We start from the raw sequence: 19,854 nt of genomic DNA, 5'->3' as shown, positions 1-19,854 counted from the left end.
GCGAGGGGCGAGGGGCGCCCTACTCCCGCCGCGCCAGCTTCTCCGTCAGCAGCGTCCCCCACCAGTTGGCGCGGAAGTCCTTCTTGATCGCGACCGGATCGTAGGCGTCGCTTTCGACCCACTGCAGGAAGCTTTGGCCCTTCGGTTCGCCCTCGGCCAGGTAGCGCTCGAACACATAGTCCAGCACCCCGGTCAGGCCGGCCTTCACATGCAGGTACTTGGGCGAGAGCTGGGCCATGGCCTCGCGGATCGGCTGGCCCAGGCGAAAGTGGGCGTAGAGCACGCTCATGATCCCGGCCCGGTCCGCGCCGGACTTGCAGTGAATCAGGGCCGGGTACTCGATGGTGTCGAACATCTGCCGCGCGCCCAGGACCCGCGCCCGCGAAGGGACCTCGCGCGAGGTGACCACGAAGTCGACCATGGTCATGCCCAGCCGCTCGCAGGCGTCGCGCTCCAGCGCGTGGGTCGAGGTGTCGAACCCGCCGCGCAGGTTGATCACGGTCTTGATCCCGCGCTTCTTCCACAGCTTCAGCTGGAACGGCCAGGGCTGGTTGGCGCGCACCAGCTCGTCGCTGACCCAGTGGTCGTTCATGAAGCCCAGGCGCAGCCAGGCATGGTCGGTCCACAGGTAGTCGAGATAGGCTTTCAGCCGCCCGAAGAATGTCGTCAGATCGAATTGGGTCAAAACTTGCTGCGCGGGCGTTGGATTCGTAATAGCCAGCCCCTCTTAGCTGTCGCCTGACGGCGGATCAAAGGCGGATGAGGCCGCCCCAAGAATGACGGGCAATGTTTCCACGCCGAACCAACCTCGTTTCGGCCTCATCGGTCGCGTGGCCCGCGACTATCTCGCACCGCGCTGGACGGGTTTCGCCCTGTCGATCGTCTGCGCGATCGCCGTGGCCGGGCTGAGCGCCGAACTGATCCGCCTGCTTCAGCCCGCGATCGACGACCTGATCGCCCATCCGAAGCCCGGCGCCCTGCTGCGTATCCCGGTGCTGGTCGCGACCTTAGCGCTGGGTCGCGCCGCCGCCCAGGTGGGTCAGGCCATGCTGGTCAACGGCATCGGCAACCGGATCGTGGGGGACATACAGCTGCAACTGTTCGGGCGCATGGTCCGAGCCGACCTCGCCCGCCTGCGGACCACCCATTCCGGATCGCACGTCGCATCCGTGCTCTATGACGCCGGCCTAATCCGTGAGGCGGCCACCAACGGCGTCGTGAACTACACCCAACACTTCCTGACCGTGATCGGCGCGGGCGCAGTCATGGTGATCAACGACCCGCTGCTTTCGGTCGGCCTGCTCGCGGCCGCGCCGATCGCACTGCTGATCATGCGGCGCTATGCGCGAAAAACCAAGAAGGCCGCCACGGGGGCCATGACCGAGACCTCGGCCCTGGCGACCGTGCTGATGGAGAGCCTGGACGGAATCAAGATCGTCAAGATCGAGAACCGCGAGGCCTTTGAGGAAAACCGCGTCTCGGCAGTGATCGACCGCCGTCAGGAACATCTGATCAAGGGCGCCAACGCCCGCGCCACGGCGGCGCCGGCCACCGAAGCGTTGATGACGCTGATTACGGCGGGAGTTTTGGCCTATGCCGGTTGGCGCGCGTTGGGCGGCCATATCAGCGTCGGCGCCCTGGTCGCCTTCCTGGGCGCGCTCAGCATGGCCTCCCAGTCCCTGCGACAGCTAGCGAACCTGCAGACCGTGTTCAGCGAGGGGCTTACGGCGGCGGCCAGGCTGTTCGCCGCGCTCGACGTGGAGCCAGAGATTAGGGATGCGCCGAGCGCTGCGCCGCTGCAGGGGGGCGAATTTCATCTCCGGTTCGAAACCGTCGATTTCAGCTATGGCGCGGATGAGCAGGCTCTTCATGGAGTTTCCCTCGAAGCCCGCCGCGGCGAGACCGTGGCCCTGGTCGGCCCGTCGGGCGGCGGCAAGAGCACCATCCTGAACCTGATCCCGCGCTTCTATGACGTGACCGCCGGCGCGGTCACCCTGGACGGGCGCGACGTGCGCAGCCTGACCCTGGCGAGCCTGCGCCATCACATCGCCCTGGTCACCCAGGAGCCGTTCCTGTTCGACGACACGATCCGCGCCAACATCGCCTATCCCAATCCCGAGGCCAGCCAGGCCGAGATCGAATCCGCCGCCCAGCAGGCCGCGGCGCACGACTTCATCCTGTCCCTGCCCAAGGGCTACGACACCCCGGTGGGCGAGGCCGGGGCGCGCCTCTCCGGCGGCCAGCGCCAGCGTATCGCGATCGCCCGCGCCTTCCTGAAGAACGCCCCGATCCTGCTGCTCGATGAGGCCACCAGCGCCCTCGATACCGAGAGCGAGGCCCAGGTGCAGGCGGCCCTGGAGCGGCTGATGGCCGGCCGCACCACGCTTCTGATCGCCCACCGCCTATCGACGGTGAAGAACGCCGACCGCATCTATGTCATCGACCGCGGCAGGGTGGTGGAGACCGGCACGCACAACGAACTGGTGCGCGCCGGCGGCCTCTATGCGCGCCTGGCCAAGGCCCAGGACCTGGAATCCACGCCGGAGGCGGCCGAGTGAGCTCCTTCGTCCGCCATCCGCTGGTGCAGAGCGCCATCTCCTGGATCCTGACCGGCTATGTGAACTTCGCGCTCGAGACCACCCGCTGGCGGTTCGAGGACCGGGCAGGGGTGGATTCCATGGTCGCCTCGGACCAGGGCGCTATCGGCGCCTTCTGGCACGGGCGCATCACCATGGCGGTGGTCTGCCGGCGGGTGCTGAAGCACAAACCGCGGCGGGTGATCATCTCGGCCTCTCGCGACGGGGAGCTGACCGCGCGCACGGTCGAACGCCTGGGCTTTCCCTCGATCCGCGGCTCGGCGGCCAAGAAGGGCAAGGACGCCGACAAGGGCGGTGCGGCCGCTTTCCGCCAGGCCCTGCGCTTCATGCGCGACGGCGGCCTGATCGCCATCACCCCCGACGGCCCGCGCGGCCCCAACCAGGTGATGCCCGAGGGCACGGTGATCATGGCCCAGGCGGCCAAGGTCCCGGTGGTGCTGTTCGGCCTCGCCGCCACACCCGCCATACAGTTCAAGAGCTGGGACAAGGCGCGCGTCCCCGTGCCCTTCGGCCGCGGTTGCGTGGTGTTCGACGGGCCGCTCTATGCTCCGGCAGCCACCGACGAGGCCACGCGCGAGGCCACCCGCGCCGACTGGCAGGCGCGTCTGATCGCGGCGCAGAACAAGGCCGAGGCGATCCTGGCCGGGAGCCAGGTTTGAGCCAGGGCGGGCCCCTGCCGCTGGCCCTCTATGCCGGCCTGACGGGCCTGATCGAACCCCTGGCCCCGCGCCTGCTGCAAGGACGCGCACGGCGCGGCAAGGAGGATCCGGCGCGCCTGGGCGAGCGGCTGGGCCGCGCCTCGGTCGCCCGTCCGCCAGGGCCGCTCGCCTGGCTGCACGGCGCCAGCGTCGGCGAGAGCCTGTCCCTTCTGCCCCTGGTCGAAGCCTTCCGCACGCGCCGACCCGACGCGACTGTGCTGGTCACCTCGGGCACCCGCACCTCGGCCGAGTTGCTCGCGCGGCGATTGCCGGCGGGCGCGATCCATCACTATGCGCCGATCGATGGGCCGGCGGCGGTTGCGCGCTTCCTGGATCACTGGCGGCCCGACCTGGCGGTGCGGGTCGAGAGCGAGCTGTGGCCGAACCTGTTGCTGGAGACGAAGCGGCGGGGCGCGCGCATGGCCCTGCTGTCGGCGAAGCTGTCGGAAGACAGCGCCCGCAGCTGGTCGCGCCTGCCGCGCTCCGCCCGAGCATTGTTCGGCGCCTTCGACCTCGTCCTGGCCCAGGACGCGACGGCGGCGGCGCGGCTGGAGCGCCTGGGCGCCAAGGTTGCGGGCCTGGCCGATCTCAAATTCGGCGCTGAGGCGTTGCCGGTCGACCCCGCGGCGCTGGACGCCCTGCGCACTGAGATTGGCGGCAGGCCGTTGATCCTCGCCGCCAGCACGCACCCCGGCGAGGATGAGCTGGTGCTGGGGGCCTTCGCCGAGATCGCAGCGCCCGAAGCCTTGCTGGTGATCGTTCCCCGCCATCCCGAGCGCGGTCCCCAGATCGCGGCCTTGGCTGAGGCGCGCCTGGGCGCCGTCTCCCTTCGCAGTGCAGGCCAGGGCCTCAACGCGGTCAGCGTCCACGTCGCCGACACCCTGGGCGAACTCGGCCTGTGGTTCCGCCTGGCGCGGCTGGCGGTGATCGGCGGCGGCTTTGTAAGCGGCGTCGGCGGGCACAATCCGCTGGAGCCGGCCAGGCTGGACTGCCCGTTTGTCTCCGGTGGCCAGGTCGAGAACTGGGCCACCGCCTATGCCGAACTGATCGCCGTCGACGGCTGCGCCCTGATCGAAGCCAGCGAACTCGGCGCCGTCATGAGCGCGGCCCTGCCCGGCGACCCGGCCCTGGCCGCGCGAGCCGGGCGGGCTTGGGCCTATGCCCAGGCGCGGGACGTCGAGGCGCGGGCGGCGCTGGGGCGGGTGGTGGAGTTGCTGCCATGAGGCTCGCCACGCCGCGCTGGTGGTATGCGCGTGACAACTCCGCCCCGGTGCTGCGCGCCCTGCTCAAGCCAGCATCCTGGATCTGGGCCTGGGCGACGGCGCGGCGCATCCGCCGAGCCCAGCCGGTCGATGCGGGCCTGCCGGTGATCTGCGTCGGCAACCTGACCGTCGGCGGAACCGGCAAGACGCCGGTGGTGCGCGAGATTCTGCGCCTGCTGCGGGCGGACGGCGTGGAGGCCGCCGGCCTGTCGCGCGGCCATGGCGGCAGCCTCGCCGGGCCTATCGAGGTCGATCCCGCCCGGCACGACGCCGCCGCGGTCGGCGACGAGCCCCTGATGCTGGCCGGCGACGGGCCGTTCTGGATCGCCCGCGACCGCGTCGCCGGCGCGGTGGCGGCCAAGGCGGCTGGCGCCCAGGCGATCGTGATGGACGACGGCCACCAGAACCCCAGCCTGAAGAAGGCTCTGTCGCTGGTGGTGGTCGATGGCGAGACCCGCGACGGGGAATGGCCGTTCGGCGACGGGGCCGTGTTCCCCGCCGGGCCGATGCGCGAGCCACTGGCCCCGGGCCTGGCGCGGGCGGACGCTGTTATCGTGCTGCTGCCCGCCAGCCTCGATGCGCCCGACCCTGAGCTTTTGGCGCTGTTCCAGGGAAAGCCGGTGCTGACCGCACGGCTGGAGCCTGCCGCGCCGCCGCCTAGGGGCCGCCAGCTCGGCTTCGCCGGCGTGGGCAAACCCTGGAAGGTCGAGCGCGCCCTGCTCGCCGCCGGCTGCGACCTGGCCGACTTCGTTCCCCTGCCCGACCATGCCGCCTATGGCGCCGACACCCTGCGCTTTTTGGAGCGTCGCGCCACCGAGCTGGGCGCCGGCCTGGTCACCACGGAAAAGGACTGGGCGCGCCTGCCGCCGGACTGGCGCGCCAAGGCGGTCGCTTGGCCGGTCCGGGCGCGGTTCGAGGACGAGGCGGCGCTAAAGGCCCTGCTACGCCCCAGCCTTCTTGGCGTATTCCCAGGCGGCCTCGCCTAGCAGCGGCACGCGCTCGGCCATGGCCGCGGCCTGGGGACTGTTGGCGGTGCCGTCGCGCACCCGGCCGACGATGCCCTGGCAGATGCCGGCCAGCCGGAACATGTTGTAGGCCATGTACCAGTTCAGGTCCGGCAGGCCGTCTCGGCCGGTCAGGCGGCAGTATTCGGCGACCGCCTCGTCCATGGTTGGGATGCCGTGGCCCTTCAGGTCCGGCAGGGTCGATATCGCCCCGTTGACCCAGTTCATCAGCAGATAGGTGAAGTCGGCCAGCGGATTGCCCAGGGTCGAGAGCTCCCAGTCCAAGACTGCGATCACCCGCGGCTCGGTCGGGTGCATGACCATGTTGTCCAGGCGATAGTCGCCGTGGACGATGGTGGTCTGGTCGTCGGCGGGTGTGGTCTTGGGCAGCCACTCGATCAATCGCTCGATCGACTCCAGATGGACCGTTTCGGAGGCCTTGTACTGCTTGGACCAGCGGTCGATCTGGCGGGCGAAATAGTTGCCGGGCTTGCCGAAACCCTCCAGGCCCACGGCCTGGTAGTCGGTGTTGTGCAGGTCGGCCAGGGTCCTGATCTTGGCCATGAACAGGGCGTGGCGCTCGGCCGGCTGATAGCTCGGCAGGGTCTGATCCCAGAGGATCCGCCCCTCGACCATGTCCATGACGTAGAACATGGTGCCGATGACCTCGTCGTCGACGCACAGGCCGTAGGGCCGCGCCACCGGGAAGCCGGTGGGATAGAGGGCCGAGATCACCCGGAATTCGCGATCGACCGCGTGGGCCGAGGGCAAGAGCTTGCCCGGCGGCTTGCGTCGCATGACGTACTTCTTGCCCGGCGTGACCAGCTGGTAGGTGGGATTGGACTGGCCGCCCTTGAACTGGCGCACCTCCAGCGGGCCTTCGAAGCCCTCGACATTGGCCTGCATCCAGGCCAGCAGCCGGGCCTCGTCGAAGCGGTGGCTTTCGGCGACCGGCTTGGTGCCCGTGTTCAGCTGCTCGCGCTGCTGTTCGGCGGTGTCGTCGGCCATCGCGTCCATCCCTCTTACGCTCGTTTGAATTTCGACTTTAGCGAGGGCGAGGCGGGCTGCAAAGCGCCGGACGCAGCGGGAGGGCTACCGCCCCAGGGCCCGCCAGCCGATGTCGGTGCGGTGGAAGCCGCCGGGCCAGTCGATGCGGTGCTCGATCGCCGAATAGGCGCGGGCCCTGGCCTCGGCCAGGGTCTTGGCGTGGGCGCAGACGTTCAGCACCCGCCCGCCGGCCGCGACCAGCTCGCCATGGCCGTTGCGGGCGGTGCCGGCGTGGAACACCACCACGCCCTCGCCCAGATAGGACTCGGCGCCGCCGATCACCGTCCCGGTCTCCGGCGCAGCGGGATAGCCCTTGGCCGCCAGCACCACGCACATGGCGGCCTCGTCACGCCAGACCGGCTTCGGCATCCCGCCCAGGGCGCCCTTGGCGCAGGCGACGAGATAGGGGACGAGGTCGCTCTCCAGGCGCAGCATCAGGACCTGGCACTCCGGATCACCGAAGCGGACGTTGAACTCCACCAGCTTGGGGCCGTCCCTGGTGATCATCATCTCGCAGAAGATCACGCCGCGATAGGGCGCGCCCTCGGCCGCGATACCAGCCAGGGCCGGTTCGATCAGGCGCGTGCGGGCGGCCTCGACCACCGCATCGGACAGCACCGGGGTCGGGGCATAGGTTCCCATGCCGCCGGTGTTGGGGCCCTCGTCGCCGTCATAGGCGCGCTTGTGGTCCTGGGCGCCGCCGAACAGGATGCAAGTCTTGCCGTCCGACAGGGCGAACAGCGAGGCGATCTCGCCCTCGAGAAACTCCTCGATCACCACCCGGGCCCCGGCCGCGCCGAAGCCGCCGCCCAGCATGTCGTCGATCGCGGCCTCGGCGGCCTCGCGGCTCTCGGCGATCACGACGCCCTTGCCGGCGGCCAGGCCGTCGGCTTTGATCACATAGGGCGCCTCGAAGCGGTCGAGGAAGGCCTTGGCCGGGGCGGCCTTGTCGAACACGCCATAGGTGGCGGTCGGCAGCTTGTGACGGTCGCAAAAGGCCTTGGTGAAGGCCTTGGAGGATTCAAGCTGGCCGGCGGCCTTGGTCGGGCCGAAGCAGGGAATGCCGGCGGCCTCCAGGGCGTCGGCTAGGCCAGCCTCCACCGAGACCTCGGGGCCGATCACCACCAGGTCGGCGGCGATCTCCTGGGCCAGGGCCATAAGCCCCGGCACGTCTGTCGCCTTGAGGTTCCGGGTCTCGGCCAGGGCGGCCATGCCAGGGTTGCCGGGGGCGCAGACCAGCCGCTTCAGAAGCGGGGACTGCTGGATCTTCCAGGCCAGGGCGTGCTCGCGGCCGCCCGAACCGACGAGGAGAATGTTCATGGGGCCGCCCTGTCGCGCCGGACGGGCGCAACGTCAAGAGGCTGGGCTGAAGGGTGGGGCTATTGCCGGGTGGCGGTGAAGGGGCCGGTGTAGCCGGCGACCGAAATCGTGCCGGTCATGGAGGCGCCATTGACCACGCCATCATATTGAGCGCGGTAGGTCTTGAACAGGAAACGGCGGTGATAGGTCCACGAGACGTGATCACCCTTTACCCCGCTCTCGGTCAGCACATGGGCCTCGCCGCTGGCGTCGCCGTCGCGGCACAGGCCGGCCAGGCCCTCGCCCTGGCGCTCGAACTCGCAGCGCACCTGGACCGGATAGCCTTCGACCTTGCCCTTGACCGCCCACGCGCCGGTCACCGTGTCCACGTCCGCGGACACCAGGCCCGGAATGGCGACGACGGCGGCGACGACCGCCAGGGATTTCAGCCAATTTCTCATTGCGGCCCATATCAGATCATAGCGCTCTGGAATCAAGACCCGAGCTCGGCCGTGGGGCGTTGATCCGGTCACATCGTATTTCGATACGTGACAGACACCGGGCCGGGACCGCCTAGTAGGCGAGCCTCAGCGCCGCCTGGACCACGGTCTGGGTCTGCTGCGCCGGCTCGCTGAGGATGTCGGTGCGGGCCGGGCGATCGGATTCCACGTGCAGCATTTCGACCAGGCCGGTCAGATGGCGGCCGAGCTTTCTTTTGTAGTCGGCGGTGATCGCCCAGCCGTGCTCCTGGGTCAGGCCGTATTCGGGATCGGTGCGGTTCTTGGTGCTGAAGACATCGATCCGCCCGCTGACCGAGTCCTCGCCAAACCATCGGGTCGCCATCAGATAGGCCGACGAAAAGCCGGTGTTCACCCAGGGATCGCCATAGCCCATGCGGGTATCGCCGATCATGGCCTGGCCCATCAGGCGCGTGTTGTCGTCGATGGCGAAGGTGGCGCCGAGGCCCAGGAAGCGAGTGTCCCAGGCCCATTGCAGCTTTCGAAACGATCTCAGGTCGCCGAGGTTGTCGTAGAACACCGCGTCCAGGCTGAGACGCGCCGTCGGCTTGAAATCCAGCCGGCCATAGGCGCCCGCGCGGCCATCGAGGCTGCGCACCGGATTGGTCACTTCCGCCTGGACGTATTCCATGAAGTCGGCCAACGGGGGCAGGCGATAGCGCCCGCTGGCGTTGGTCTTGACGTCGTCCAGAGCCCAGCCGCGGGTGGCCAGGAGCGTGCCCGAGGTGTCGTTGAAGCCGAACACCGCCGCAGTGGCGCCGATCTCGCGCTCGCCGAACGCCTTCCTGGCCGAGACCTCGAAGCCGACCACCTTGACCTCCTCGCCCACCCAGCTGTTGATCGCCGAGGGGGTGATGGTTTCGGCCGGGGTCCAGAACAGGCCCTCGTGCTCCTGCGAGATCGGCGGATAGAACAGGCCGGCGCGGACGGCGATGTGGACGCCGTCGATCGGCAAGGGGCGATAGCGCACGAAGGCCTCGCCGATACGCGCGCCGTGGTCGTGGTCAGGCTGGATCTCGCCCTCGACCACCGCATCCAGGTTGCTGGTCAAATAGGGGTTCCAGGCTATGGCCGCCTCCCCGACACTGAGCCGGGCGCCCTCGCCGCCATAGCGGGTCTTGCCGAAGCCGCCGTCCAGCCAGGACTTCTCCCCGTCACTGGCGGTGGCGCGCAGGTCGAGGTAGGCGGAAAAGGTCTGGGGCGCGATCAGCTGCGCCAGGCCGGCTTGCGACTGCGCCAACGCCGCGGTCGGGGCCGACGCCAGTACGAGGACGGCGAGCAAGCGAATGGACAAGGCCGCTCCCTTTCTAGGCGCGGGATTTCAAGACCTCGGCATCCTCGCTGAGAAAGTTCAACAAGCCATTGAGCGGCATCGGTTTTGCGATCAGGTAGCCCTGGGCCAGGTCGCAGCCCATGCCGGTGAGCAGAGCCAGGGCCGCCTCGGTCTCGATGCCTTCGGCGGTGACCTTCATGCCGAGGCCGTGGGCCAGGTCGATGGTCGAGCGGACCAGCAGCGCGTCGCGCTGGCTTTCGCCCATGGCGAAGACGAACGACTTGTCGATCTTCAGTTCGCCCGCGCGGATCTGCTTCAGATAGGCCAGGGACGAGAGGCCGGTGCCGTAGTCGTCGATGGAGACGGCGACGCCCGCGGCGGTGAAACGGTCGATCACCGCCAGGGCCAGCTCCGGGTTCTCCACCACCGCCGTCTCGGTGATCTCGAAGCAAATGTCGCCGCAGGCGCCAGCCACCAGTTCGAGCGCCGCCTCGGCGAAGGCGAGGTCGCCCAGCAGGCGGCCGGAGACGTTGACTGAGACCGCAAGCTCGTGGCCGGCGGCGGCCATGGCCTTCTGATCACGCACCGCCTGGGCCAGAACCCATTCGGTCAGGGCGCGGATGTGGCCGGTCTCCTCGGCCATGCCGATGAAGCGGTCGGGCGGCAGAAAGCCGCGGGTCGGGTGGATCCAGCGCACCAGGGCCTCGGTTCCCGTCACCCCGCGGCGGCGCAGGTCGAACTTGGGCTGATGGTAGAGCGCCATGTGGCCGGCCTCGATCGAGGCGCGCATCTCGCTCATCAGCGACAGGTTGGCGGCGGGGTCGCCATAGGCCTTGGCGTCGAAGGCCATGGCCGCCCGTTTGGCTGAGCGGGCCTGGTCGACGGCGATATTGGCCCGGTCGATCGGCGAAGCGACCCGGTCGGCGTCCTCTGCATAGGGTGCGAGGCCCAGGGTCAGGCTGACGTCGACCACGTTCTCGGCCAGGCGCAGGGGCTCTTCCAGCGCCTCGCGCAGCGCTTCGGCCCGGGCCATGGCGGCCTCGCGGCTCTCAGCCTCGAAAGCCACGCCGAGAATGGCGGTGGTCAGGCGGGCGGGCCGGGTCTCGGGCGCCAGCCTGGCCAGGCGCGCGCCCAGCTCACGCATCATCTCGCCGAACAGGGCATGGCCGATGGCGCCGCGCACATGGGTCAGGCGATCGACGCCGAGGGCCGCGACATAGATCCGCTCGGCGCGCGCGCGCTCGGCCAGGGCTGCGATATCGCGCGCCAGTGCCTCCCGATTGGGCAGGTCGGTATCGCCGTCGTGCAGCGCCATGTGGGTGATGCGCCGCTCGCGCTCGCCGATCTCGGCGGCCATGCTGTTGAAGCCCTCGGCCAGGCGGCCGATCTCGTCGCGGGCGGTGACGGTGACGCTCGCCGCCTCGCCGCGCTGCAGGCGATGAGCGGCCTGCTCCAGATCGGAAAGAGGCCGCGTCACGCCGCGCGCCAAGGCCCAGCTGCCGGCGATCAGGAGCGCCAAGCCGGCCAGGCCGATCAGGCCGAGCGCGCCCAGCAATGGGTGATAGGGGGCCATGGCCCGGGCCATGGGATAGCGCAGCATCAGGACGATCGGCGCGCCGGGGTCGAAGCTGTGCAGCGGCTTGACCAGGGCCATGCTGTCGCCGGCCGCCGTGTCCAGCTTGCCTGGGCTGGCGTGGCTCGCCTTGAGGGTCGCCTCGATGAAACGGCCCACCGTCGCCTGCGCCTTGGCGTCTCGCGGATGACCTGCTTCGCCCCAGGCGCCGCCGGGCGCGCGAGCCAGGACCGAGGCGTCGAGCGGGATGGCCGAGAGCTTTTCCAGGGCGTTCATCTGGTCTCGATCGAGCCGTTGGGCGAACACGACCCAGCCCATGGGCAGGGGCGCAAGGACCGGAGCGGAAATCGCCTGGTAGGGTTCGCCGTGCATGACGAACACGCCGGCCACCGCATCATCGCCCTCGATCCCGGCCAGGGTCGCCGGGGTCAGGCTGGAAAAGGCTCCGCCGTCCCCGCCGGCGAGGCTGCCGCCATCCGCGCCGATGACGAAGGCGGTGTCGGCGCCGAGGCGCACGCGCAGATTTTCCAGCGCCGAGCTGATCGTCGCCGCATCGTGGGTGGCGATGGCCGAGCGGAAGCCGAAGTCGCGGGACAACAGTCCTGCGCCGTTCTCGAGCTGGGCCGTGCGCAGGGCCCAGATGCGGTCGAACACGGTGCCGCTGGCCGCCAGTTCGCCGCGCACGACGCGCTGGGCGTTGTCGGAAATCGCCGAATAGACCTCGGCCGAGGCGAGCAGGAGCCCCAGGGCGAACAGGCCGGCATAAAGCACCGTCAGCTTGGTGCGCAGGCGACGGAAGGCCAGCATGTCAGTACATGTTGTGCATGGCCGGGGGCTGGCGCACGTCGATGGCGAAGGCCTCGGTCCCATGGCCCACGCTTACGGTGCGGCTGACCTCGTTGCCCGGCGCGTGCAGATAGGGCCTCCAGAGCTTCAATGTCGCCGCCCCGGCCGGCAGATCGTGCAAGGTCACCATGCCGCTGGCGTCGGTCTTGGCCGCATAGGGGGTGTCGACCACCTTGACGAAGGCGACCATCTGATCGTGGATATTGCAGCCCAGCGCGATCACCCCGGCCTTGTCGAAGCGCACGCTGCGCTCCTGGTCCGAGCCGTAGAGCTTCAGCTCGAACGGATGGGTCGCCGAGAAGGAATAGACGTGGTGGCGCACCTTATCGAGGTTGGGAAAGGCCACTGTGGCCCCCACAGGCGCGATCAGCACGAAGGGATGGAACTGGATGTTCTGCTGGCTGACCCGCATGGGCCAGTCGAAGTGGTTGGCGCTTAAGGGGGCCGCGCCCGCCTGCGGATAGACCGTCACCACGGCGTCGGCCACCGGCGCGCCGGCGGTCGTCTTGACCTGGACCGTCAGGTCGGCGGCGGAGGCGGCGCCGGCGGCCAGCAGCCACGCGGCAAGGGCGAAAAGGGCGCGCATGTCCGCAAGGGTTAACCGCGCCGAGTGAATTCCAAGTAAAATCAGCGAGACCGAGCAGAGCGACGGCGGGCTTTCAGACTCGGTCGAATACCCTATCTTGGCCCGGTGAGCCTGACCGACGATCCCCATCCCGCCCCAGCCGCCGAGAGCGACGGCAACGCCAAGGCCTATTCCGTCTCGGAGCTGGCCTTCGCGCTCAAGCGCACCCTGGAGGAGACCTACGGCTTTGTCCGCCTGAGGGGCGAACTGTCCAAGGTCACGCGCCACGCCTCCGGCCATTGCTACCTGACGATCAAGGACGAGCGCGCCTCGATCGACGGGGTGGTTTGGAAGGGCCAGGTGCGCGGCCTGGCGGTCCAGCCGCAGCAGGGTCTGGAGGTGATCGTCACCGGCAAGATCACCACATACCCGGCCTCGTCCAAGTACCAGATCGTCATCGAGACCATGGAGCCGGCGGGCATCGGCGCGCTCCTGGCTCAGCTGGAAAAGCTGAAGGCCAGGCTGGCCGCCGAGGGCCTGTTCGCACCCGAGCGCAAGCGGCCCCTGCCGGCCAGCCCGGCGGTTGTGGGCGTGATCACCAGCCCTACGGGCGCGGTGATCCGCGACATCCTGCACCGCATCCGCGACCGCTGGCCCTGCCATGTGCTGGTCTGGCCGGTGGTGGTGCAGGGCGACCAGGCGGCGCGGCAGGTGGCCGCGGCCATAGCCGGCTTCAACGCCATGGGCTCGGATGGGCCGGTCCCGCGGCCGGACGTGTTGATCGTGGCGCGCGGCGGCGGCTCGGTGGAAGACCTCTGGGCCTTCAATGACGAGGCCCTGGCCCGGGCGGCGGCCGCAAGCGAGATCCCGTTGATCTCGGCCGTGGGGCACGAGACCGACACCACCCTGATCGACTTCGTCTCCGACCGCAGGGCCCCCACCCCCACCGCCGCAGCCGAGATGGCGACCCCGGTGCTGGCCGAGCTGCGCGCCGCCGTCGCCGACCGCGACAGCCGCCTGACCCGCTCGATGGAGCGGCTGAGGGAGACCTTGCGCAACCGCCTGGCCGCCGCTGCGCGCGGCCTGCCCAGGCCCGCCGACATCCTGGCCCTGGCGCAGCAGCGCTTCGACCTCGCCGCCGGGCGACTGGGCGCGGGGCTGGAGCGAAACGCGGCCGCGCACGAGCGGGACCTGGTCCGGGTGGCTGGCCGGCTCTCGCCCGGGCTGCTGCTGAGACCCCAGGCGCAGAAGGCTGAGCGCTTGGCCGAGTTCTCGGGCCGCATGCCGCCCGCCGTCATCCGCCGCCTCGAACGCGCCGCCGAGCAACTGACGGCGCTCGACAAGCTGCGCGTCTCATTCAATCCCGACGGCCCCCTGGCGCGCGGCTTCGCCCGGGTCAACCGGGCGGATGGCGCCCTCGCGCGCTCGGCAGCCGTGCTCCAGTCCGGCGAACAGGTCCGCCTGACCTTCGCCGATGGGACCCGCGAGGCGGTGATCGACGGCGAAGGCGGAGCGGCCCCGCCCGCGCGCAAGCCGCCAGCGAAGAAGCCGGCGGCCGCCACGCAGCAGGGCGATCTGTTCTAGCCCTGGGCCGACCGCCAATTCCCGTGGAAGCCGAAGGGCACGCGGCGGGGAACCTGGGCCGTCGCGATCGGCCCCGCCGCTACGTCCTGGGCCTCGAACACCAGAAGCTCGCTGCGGTCCACTGGCGCGCGATAGGCCACGGCCAGCAGCCAGCCATCGCCCTCCTCAGCCGAGGCTGAGCGCGGCACGAACACCGGCTCGGACGTCGCATCGCCGAACGGCAGTTCGAACACGCTGCGCTTGCCGGTCGCAAGGTCCAGGTGGGCGATGGCGTCGGGACGGATTTCGCCATTGCGCGCGGTCTGGCCCGCCCACCAGCCATGACGATAGGAGAGCCCGGCTCGGCGTTCGTCGAAGCGGGGGAACTCGCCCGGCAGGTCGTCGATATAGTCGCGCTTGATGTGGTCGCTGGCGCCCGACAGGTCGAAGGTCCATCGGGCCATGCGGGCTGCGGCGTTGTCGCCCCGCTCGCCATTCACGTCCGGGAACAGCGGCGCACGCTCGTACTGCATGACGTCGGCGACGATGCGGCCGTCCTCTTCCCACGCGTTCATCGGGTGGAAGACGTAGTTGGCCTCGGTATGGAACCAGCGGATGGTGTCCACGCTGGCGTCGCGCCGCATCACCCCCACATAGGCGCCCTTGTCCGGCTCCCAGGCGAAGGCCGGCCCGCCGGCCATGGCCCGGGCGAAGTCGCCGGTCAGGGGCAGCACCGGGAACAGCACATAGTGCTCGGTGACCAGGAAGTCGTGGATCATGCTGCAATAGGGCGCCTCGAAGGTCTCGCGCCGCACAAGCCGCCCCGCCGCGTCGGCCACGCCGTAGCTGACCTTGTTCGAGAACGGCATGGCTTCGTCCATATAGGCGAAGAACACCATCTCGCCGGTGTCGGGGTCGATCTTGGGGTGGGCGGTGACCTTACCGCCCAGGTCGACATAGCCGGTGGTCTCCAGGGTGATCGGGTCCATGGCCGTGGCCGGATGCGCCTCCTCCAGGGCCAACAGCTTGCCGCCGTGCCAGAGGATGTTGGTGTTGGCGACCCCGCCGTCCTGGCCCATGGCCAGGGGATCGGTTTTGCGCGGGTCGCCCCAGGTATTGAACAGGCGCCGGCCGTGCTCGTTCTCCAGCTTCCACTTGGGCGTGCGCACATAGCGGTTCAGGTAGCGGACCTTGCCCGCATCGACGTGGAAGCCGTGCACCATGCCGTCGCCGACGAACCAGTGATAGTCGCTGTCGGGCTCGAACTGCGGGTTGGGGCCGGTGCGATAGAGGCTGCCGGCCAGGCCCGCGGGGATCTCGCCCGTGATCTTCAGCTCGAAATCGTCCTCGCTGCGCACCGGGGCGTAGTTGCCGCGCAGGAAGGGGTTCGTGGTCACCGATCCGTCCATGGCCGGACTCCCTATAGATAAATATACGATGTAAATTTATATCGTAAGACTATAGAAGATGCAAGTCACTTTCAGGAGAGCCGATGCCCAAGGTGCTGAGCGAGGCCGAGATCGCCGATTTCCGCGAACGGCTGATCGACGCAGCCGAGCGACTGTTCGCAGAGAAGGGCCTGGAGGCGGTGTCCCTGCGCCAGCTGGCGGGCGAGCTGGGGGTCAGCGCCATGACCCCCTATCGCTACTTCAAGGACAAGGACGAGATGCTGGCCGCGGTCCGCGCGCGCGGCTTCGACCGCTTCTCCGAGGCGCTGGAGACGGCGTTCGCCAAGCCCGGCACGGCGGACGAGCGCGCCGCCGCGGCCAGCGACGCCTATGTCCGCTTCGCCCTGGAACAGCCGGCGGCCTATGGGCTGATGTTCGACCTCAGCCAGCCGACCGAGGGCGACTATCCCGACCTGGTGCGCGCGCTGTTGCGCGCCAAGAAGACCATGACCGCCCATATCGAGCTGTTGATGGCCGAGGGCCGTATCGCGGGCGACCCGATCGTGCTGGCCCACGCCTTCTGGGCCGCCCTGCATGGCCTGGTCATGCTGAGGCTGAGCAGCAAGTTCGCTGACGATGTCGATTTCGACGCCGTGCGGCGCGCATTGTCCGGCGCCCTTGCGCGGGGGGTCAGGCCCGGCGCAGGGTCATGATCCCGTCAGGCCGCCCCTTGGCGTCTATGCTGGCGCCGGTGGGCGCGATCAGGGCGCGCACGTTCTGCCGCAGATTGCTCATCAGCTTGGACTTGCTGATCTCGACGGGCGCATCGAAGCGCACCGCATAGCGCCGCCCCAGAGGCTCGTGCGCGAAATCCACGCCGGTGACAACGCCCTCGAAGGCATGGCCGAGATAGTCCCCCGCCACGCGGTCGCCGGTGCTCGGCCATTCGAAGCTCATGACGCAATCTCCAAATCCATATTTTACCCGGATATAATTCAAACAAACGATCTCCGCAAGTCCACTATGTCAACTTTGCTTGACAACTTCGGAGCGAACGTGTCATGTATCCTTGTCATTTCGACAAGGAGCTTTGATATGCCCAGCCAGTCCATGGCCCCGCCAAGCCCGCCGCCGGCCGGGAGCCTGCCGCTCGCCGTCCGCATCGCCCTGGTGGCCCTGCCGGCCGCCTGCTTTCCCGCCGGCGCGGCGATCCTGGCGTTGAACTGGTGGAACAATTGGGCCTGGCTGGGCCTCTTCCTGCTCACCCTGTCGCCGATGGCGGCGATGATGGCCTACCTTCGCCTGTTCAGGCGCTGCACGATGCGCCCGGCCCAGCACCGCTACCAGCGCCGGCAGGCGATGATCTCGATCGTCTATGTGTTCGTGCTGATGGCCGCGGTGGAGCTGTTCAAGCTGGGCTACGCCAAGGGCCCGCTGGGCTATGCGGTCGCCGTGGCGCCGGCCCTGCCGATCATCGGCATGTTCTGGGCCCTGGGCCGCTATGTCGCCGAGGAGACCGACGAGCTGAAGCGCGAGATCACCCGCGCCAGCCTGATGTGGAGCGGCGGCCTGACCCTCTGCGAGGCCACCGTCCTGGGCTTTTTGGAGAACTTCGGCCTGGCTCCGCACCTGTGGCTCTGGGTCGTACCGGTGGCCTTCTTCGTCCAGCTCGGCGCCACCACGCAGATGGTCAGCCGGAGGTACCGTTGAAGAATCGCCTGCGCGTTCTGCGCGCCGAGCTCGGCTGGAGCCAGGCGGACCTGGCCGAGCGGCTGGACGTCTCGCGCCAGAGCGTCAACGCCATCGAGACCGGCAAGTACGATCCCAGCCTGCCCCTGGCTTTTCGCATCGCGCGCCTGTTCGAACGCCCGATCGAGGCCATATTCGAGGACGAGAGCGATAGCAGCAGTTGACCGACCTCGCGTCACCCCCTCAGGCTTACCGCCGAAAAATGCGAGGAGGACGCCATGATCCCGGTGAAGCCGTTCGAGGTGGAGTGGTCCAAGGACGAGGTGGATCCGGTGCTGGCCCAGGTGCGGGCCTATCCCTTCCCGCCGGCGCCCGAGGTGGAGAATGGCTGGGCCTATGGCTGCGACGCCGCCTTCCTGAAGCGGATCTGCGACCACTGGACCGAGACCTACGACTGGCGCGCGGCGGTGACCAAGCTGAACCGGTTTCCCCAGTTCACTGCCCGAATCGAGGATTTCGACATCCACTTCGTGCACGTGGTCGGCGAGGCGGGCGGCAAGCGGCCCCTGATCCTGACCCACGGCTGGCCGGGCAGCCACTACGAGTTCTGGGCCTCGATCGACAAGCTGGCCAACCCCTCGCGCCATGGCGGCGATCCCAAGGACGCCTTCGACGTAGTGGTCCCGTCCCTGCCCGGTTTCGGCTTCTCCTCCAAGCCCAGCCGCCCGTTCGGCCAGCGCGGCACGGCGCGGCTGTTCAATGCATTGATGACCGAGGCCCTGGGCTACAAGCGCTACCTGGCCCAGGGCGGCGACTGGGGCGGCCTGGTCACCTCGTGGCTGGGCTACGACCACGGCGAGCACTGCAAGGCCATCCACCTGAACATGATCGGCTTCCGGCCGAAGGGTGGCCCGACCAGCGAGGCCGAGACCGCCTGGCTGGCGCGCACCCAGGCGGCGATGCAGATGCTGGGCGCCTATTTCGGCCTGCAGATGTCCAAGCCGCAGTCCCTGGCCTGGCTGGGCGCCGGCAATCCGGTGGGCCAGGCGGCGTGGATCCTGGAGCGGTTCTACGACTGGTCGGACCTGCGCACCAAGAAGATCGACGAAGCCTACAAGCTGGATCAGCTGATCACCAACATCATGATCTATGTGATGACCGGCTCGTTCACGACGGGAGCTTGGTACTATCGGGCGCTGCTGGAGGAAGGCGGCCTGGCCCAGATCGAGGCCGGGGTGCGCTGCGAGACCCCGACCGCCTTCGCCAACTTCCCGGGCGAGGCGCTCTACCAGGCGCCGCCCCGGACCTGGGCCGAGCGCGCCTACAACATCACGCGCTGGACCGAGATGCCCTCGGGCGGCCACTTCGCCGCCATGGAGGAGCCGGAGCTGTTCGTCAACGACGTCCGGGCCTGGGCGCGCGAGCTCTAGCGGGGTTGTGGCGAGGGCGCCTGACCCGTTAAAGCCCCGTCATGCTCAGACAAGACTTCGCCTCCGACAACACCCACGGCGCCGCCCCCGAGGCGCTGGACGCCCTGGTCGCTGCCAATGCCGGGGCGGTCGATTCCTATGGCGAGGACGGCTATTGCGCCCGCGCCGCCGACCTGATCCGCGGGCTGCTGGACGCCGACGCTGAGGTGCGCTTCGTCGCCTCGGGCACCGCCGCCAACGCCATTTCGCTGGCGGCGCTCTGCCGCCCGTTCGAGCGGGTGCTGGCGCATGCGGAGGCCCACGTCGCGGTGGCGGAGACCGGCGCCCCGAACGCCTTTGGCCACGGCCTGACAATCCGCGGCCTTCCCGGCGCTTCGGCGCGCATCGATTCAGAGGCTCTGAAGGCCGTGCTGGCCGAGCCCGAGCACGCCCACGCCCAGCCGCCGGCGGCCCTGTCCCTGACCCAGGCCACCGAATACGGCGCGGTCTATGGGCTGGACCACCTGCGCCGGCTGACGGCCGCGGCCAAGGCCAAGGGGCTGGGCGTCCACATGGACGGCGCGCGCCTGGCCAACGCCATCGCCGCCGGCTTCGACCCCAAGGCCATCCCGGGCCTGGGCGTCGACCTGCTGGTCGTCGGCGGAACCAAGGCCGGCATGACGCCCACCGAGGCCCTGGTGATCTTCGACAAGGCCCTGGCGCGCCGCTTCGACGCCCGGCTGAAGAACGCCGGGCAATTGCCGTCCAAGAGCCGCTTCTACGCCGCCCCCTGGATCGGGATGCTGGAGAGCGGCGCCTATCAGCGTCACGCCGCCCACGCCAACGCCATGGCCCGCAAGCTGGCGGCCGAGTGCGGGCTGAAGGCGCTGCACCCGGTGGAGTCCAACGGACTCTTCGCCGAGCTCAGCCCCGAACGCCACAAACGCCTGACCGACGCCGGCTGGCTGGCCTTCCGCTGCGACGACGGCTCGGTCCGCTTCATGTGCGCCTGGGCGACGACCGAGGCGGTGGTGGAGGAACTGGCGGCGGCGATCCGGGCTACGGCCTGAAAAATCGGCGCGCCCCCTTTACCCGCTCACCGGGGTGAGCGGGTAAAGGGGAA

At 69.3% G+C, this 19,854-nt stretch carries 19 protein-coding genes; 10 read left to right on the top strand and 9 right to left on the bottom strand.

Annotation, left to right across the window (positions count from 1 at the left end):
* Nucleotides 1-19: 19 nt before the first annotated feature.
* The gene (locus KCG34_RS19390) at nt 20-685 is read right to left on the bottom strand and encodes a protein tyrosine phosphatase family protein (protein WP_211937249.1); all 666 of its coding nucleotides are present in this window, start codon (nt 683-685) and stop codon (nt 20-22) included.
* A 91-nt stretch (nt 686-776) separates the two neighbouring features.
* On the opposite strand from KCG34_RS19390, the gene KCG34_RS19385 reads away from it, so the two are divergent.
* Genes KCG34_RS19385 through lpxK form a run of 4 tightly spaced genes read left to right on the top strand, consistent with a single transcriptional unit; the run spans nt 777 to nt 5,543 of the window.
* Entirely contained in the window at nt 777-2,558 is a 1,782-nt protein-coding gene (locus tag KCG34_RS19385) for an ABC transporter ATP-binding protein (protein WP_211937248.1), read from the top strand.
* The gene (locus KCG34_RS19380; RefSeq protein WP_211937247.1) at nt 2,555-3,256 is read left to right on the top strand and encodes a lysophospholipid acyltransferase family protein; all 702 of its coding nucleotides are present in this window, start codon (nt 2,555-2,557) and stop codon (nt 3,254-3,256) included. Before KCG34_RS19385 ends, KCG34_RS19380 begins: the two co-directional genes overlap by 4 nt.
* Nucleotides 3,253-4,518: a 3-deoxy-D-manno-octulosonic acid transferase gene (locus KCG34_RS19375; RefSeq protein WP_249138085.1), complete on the top strand. Its 1,266-nt coding sequence runs from the start codon at nt 3,253-3,255 to the stop codon at nt 4,516-4,518. The genes KCG34_RS19380 and KCG34_RS19375 overlap by 4 nt, the downstream gene beginning before the upstream one ends.
* A complete protein-coding gene (lpxK, locus tag KCG34_RS19370; RefSeq protein WP_211937246.1) occupies nt 4,515-5,543 on the top strand; it encodes a tetraacyldisaccharide 4'-kinase in 1,029 nt (342 codons plus the stop codon). Before KCG34_RS19375 ends, lpxK begins: the two co-directional genes overlap by 4 nt.
* Here the strand turns inward: lpxK and KCG34_RS19365 are convergent.
* The 6 genes from KCG34_RS19365 to KCG34_RS19340 all read right to left on the bottom strand — a co-directional run bounded on the left by KCG34_RS19365 (nt 5,499) and on the right by KCG34_RS19340 (nt 12,703).
* Entirely contained in the window at nt 5,499-6,569 is a 1,071-nt protein-coding gene (locus KCG34_RS19365; RefSeq protein ID WP_211937245.1) for a phosphotransferase, read from the bottom strand. The genes lpxK and KCG34_RS19365 overlap by 45 nt on opposite strands.
* An 84-nt stretch (nt 6,570-6,653) precedes the next feature.
* Nucleotides 6,654-7,928, bottom strand: coding sequence for a phosphoribosylamine--glycine ligase (purD, locus tag KCG34_RS19360; RefSeq protein ID WP_211937244.1), 1,275 nt, complete (start codon nt 7,926-7,928; stop codon nt 6,654-6,656).
* Nucleotides 7,929-7,987: 59 nt separating this feature from the next.
* Nucleotides 7,988-8,368: a hypothetical protein gene (locus KCG34_RS19355; RefSeq protein WP_211937243.1), complete on the bottom strand. Its 381-nt coding sequence runs from the start codon at nt 8,366-8,368 to the stop codon at nt 7,988-7,990.
* A gap of 112 nt (nt 8,369-8,480) precedes the next feature.
* Nucleotides 8,481-9,719 carry a hypothetical protein gene (locus tag KCG34_RS19350; protein ID WP_211937242.1) on the bottom strand — a complete coding sequence of 413 codons (1,239 nt, stop codon included), beginning with the start codon at nt 9,717-9,719 and terminating at the stop codon, nt 8,481-8,483.
* 13 nt (nt 9,720-9,732) lie between these two features.
* Complete coding sequence (locus KCG34_RS19345; protein ID WP_211937241.1) at nt 9,733-12,078, bottom strand: putative bifunctional diguanylate cyclase/phosphodiesterase; 2,346 nt, start codon at nt 12,076-12,078, stop codon at nt 9,733-9,735.
* Between the two features lies 1 nt (nt 12,079).
* Entirely contained in the window at nt 12,080-12,703 is a 624-nt protein-coding gene (locus KCG34_RS19340; protein ID WP_211937240.1) for a cupredoxin domain-containing protein, read from the bottom strand.
* A gap of 111 nt (nt 12,704-12,814) precedes the next feature.
* Here KCG34_RS19340 and xseA point away from each other — a divergent pair, with 111 nt between their 5' ends.
* Nucleotides 12,815-14,266 (top strand): exodeoxyribonuclease VII large subunit, encoded by a 1,452-nt coding sequence (gene xseA / locus KCG34_RS19335; RefSeq protein ID WP_211940901.1) that lies wholly within the window; start codon nt 12,815-12,817, stop codon nt 14,264-14,266.
* On the opposite strand, the gene KCG34_RS19330 is transcribed toward xseA, so the two are convergent.
* On the bottom strand, nt 14,263-15,654 hold the full coding sequence (locus KCG34_RS19330; RefSeq protein ID WP_211937239.1) for a carotenoid oxygenase family protein: 1,392 nt from the start codon (nt 15,652-15,654) through the stop codon (nt 14,263-14,265). The two genes, xseA and KCG34_RS19330, sit on opposite strands and share 4 nt — an antisense overlap.
* 83 nt (nt 15,655-15,737) lie before the next feature.
* Between KCG34_RS19330 and KCG34_RS19325 the strand changes: the two genes are divergently transcribed.
* The gene (locus tag KCG34_RS19325; protein WP_211937238.1) at nt 15,738-16,346 is read left to right on the top strand and encodes a TetR/AcrR family transcriptional regulator; all 609 of its coding nucleotides are present in this window, start codon (nt 15,738-15,740) and stop codon (nt 16,344-16,346) included.
* On the opposite strand, the gene KCG34_RS19320 is transcribed toward KCG34_RS19325, so the two are convergent.
* Nucleotides 16,324-16,590 carry a glyoxalase superfamily protein gene (locus KCG34_RS19320; RefSeq protein ID WP_211937237.1) on the bottom strand — a complete coding sequence of 89 codons (267 nt, stop codon included), beginning with the start codon at nt 16,588-16,590 and terminating at the stop codon, nt 16,324-16,326. The two genes, KCG34_RS19325 and KCG34_RS19320, sit on opposite strands and share 23 nt — an antisense overlap.
* Before the next feature lie 138 nt (nt 16,591-16,728).
* Between KCG34_RS19320 and KCG34_RS19315 the strand changes: the two genes are divergently transcribed.
* Genes KCG34_RS19315 through KCG34_RS19300 form a run of 4 tightly spaced genes read left to right on the top strand, consistent with a single transcriptional unit; the run spans nt 16,729 to nt 19,801 of the window.
* The gene (locus tag KCG34_RS19315; protein ID WP_211937236.1) at nt 16,729-17,343 is read left to right on the top strand and encodes a hypothetical protein; all 615 of its coding nucleotides are present in this window, start codon (nt 16,729-16,731) and stop codon (nt 17,341-17,343) included.
* Nucleotides 17,340-17,546: a type II toxin-antitoxin system RelB family anti-toxin gene (locus tag KCG34_RS19310; RefSeq protein WP_211937235.1), complete on the top strand. Its 207-nt coding sequence runs from the start codon at nt 17,340-17,342 to the stop codon at nt 17,544-17,546. The genes KCG34_RS19315 and KCG34_RS19310 overlap by 4 nt, the downstream gene beginning before the upstream one ends.
* A gap of 54 nt (nt 17,547-17,600) precedes the next feature.
* A complete protein-coding gene (locus KCG34_RS19305) occupies nt 17,601-18,752 on the top strand; it encodes an epoxide hydrolase family protein (RefSeq protein WP_376788203.1) in 1,152 nt (383 codons plus the stop codon).
* Nucleotides 18,753-18,793: 41 nt separating this feature from the next.
* On the top strand, nt 18,794-19,801 hold the full coding sequence (locus tag KCG34_RS19300; RefSeq protein WP_211937234.1) for a threonine aldolase family protein: 1,008 nt from the start codon (nt 18,794-18,796) through the stop codon (nt 19,799-19,801).
* The last annotated feature ends 53 nt before the right edge of the window (nt 19,802-19,854 follow it).

Origin of the sequence: Phenylobacterium montanum (assembly GCF_018135625.1) — a bacterium.
Classification (GTDB): Bacteria; Pseudomonadota; Alphaproteobacteria; order Caulobacterales; family Caulobacteraceae; genus Poindextera; species Poindextera montana.
The sequence above is the reverse complement of the archived record's forward strand: the minus strand, read 5'-3'. Positions and strand labels throughout refer to the sequence as shown.